General features: G+C 64.3%; 1 protein-coding gene. It reads left to right on the top strand.

Going from position 1 to position 538, the window contains the following annotated elements; all coding sequences use genetic code 11:
• Window positions 1-331 precede the first annotated feature (331 nt).
• A partial coding sequence (locus ACYVEA_RS34815; protein WP_461117941.1) for a hypothetical protein occupies window positions 332-538 on the top strand: 207 nt, incomplete at its 3' end.

The raw sequence follows: 538 nt of genomic DNA, 5'->3' as shown, positions 1-538 counted from the left end.
GGAGGCAGAGCCGAAGCCCCAGGCCACCCAGGAATCGACGGCGCCGAAAGAGACCAAGCGCAGGAAGTGATCGGGCATGGAGGGCGGCTGCCGCAGTGCTTCGCCGCCCTCCATGCGCTGCGAATTATCCCCAGGGGATAGCTCCACCAACGTCCACCGAGTTCCACGCGCGCTCCCGGAAATCGCGGCTCTCGGCCCGCACACTTCCGGCCACGCACCTTCCCCGCACTCGCCATTTCATCGGCGTGAAAGCGGTCGCTGCCGCATGCGGCTTGTTTGCTGCTGCCCTTGGTGGTGTTCGGCATCCTCGATTCCCGCAACTCAATGAACCATGGAAATCGGATGGACTGACATGCGGCTGTTCTTGTGCGAGAAGCCCTCCCAGGGCAAAGACATTGGCCGGATTCTCGGCGCGACGCAGCGCGGTGAAGGCTGTCTCAGCGGCTCCGGCGTCACCGTCACCTGGTGCATTGGCCATCTCGTAGAAGCAGCAGCTCCCGAGGTCTATGACGCGGCGCTCAAGCGCTGGTCGCTGGAG

Source organism: Spirosoma jeollabukense (assembly GCF_054777855.1).
The sequence above is the reverse complement of the archived record's forward strand: the minus strand, read 5'-3'. Positions and strand labels throughout refer to the sequence as shown.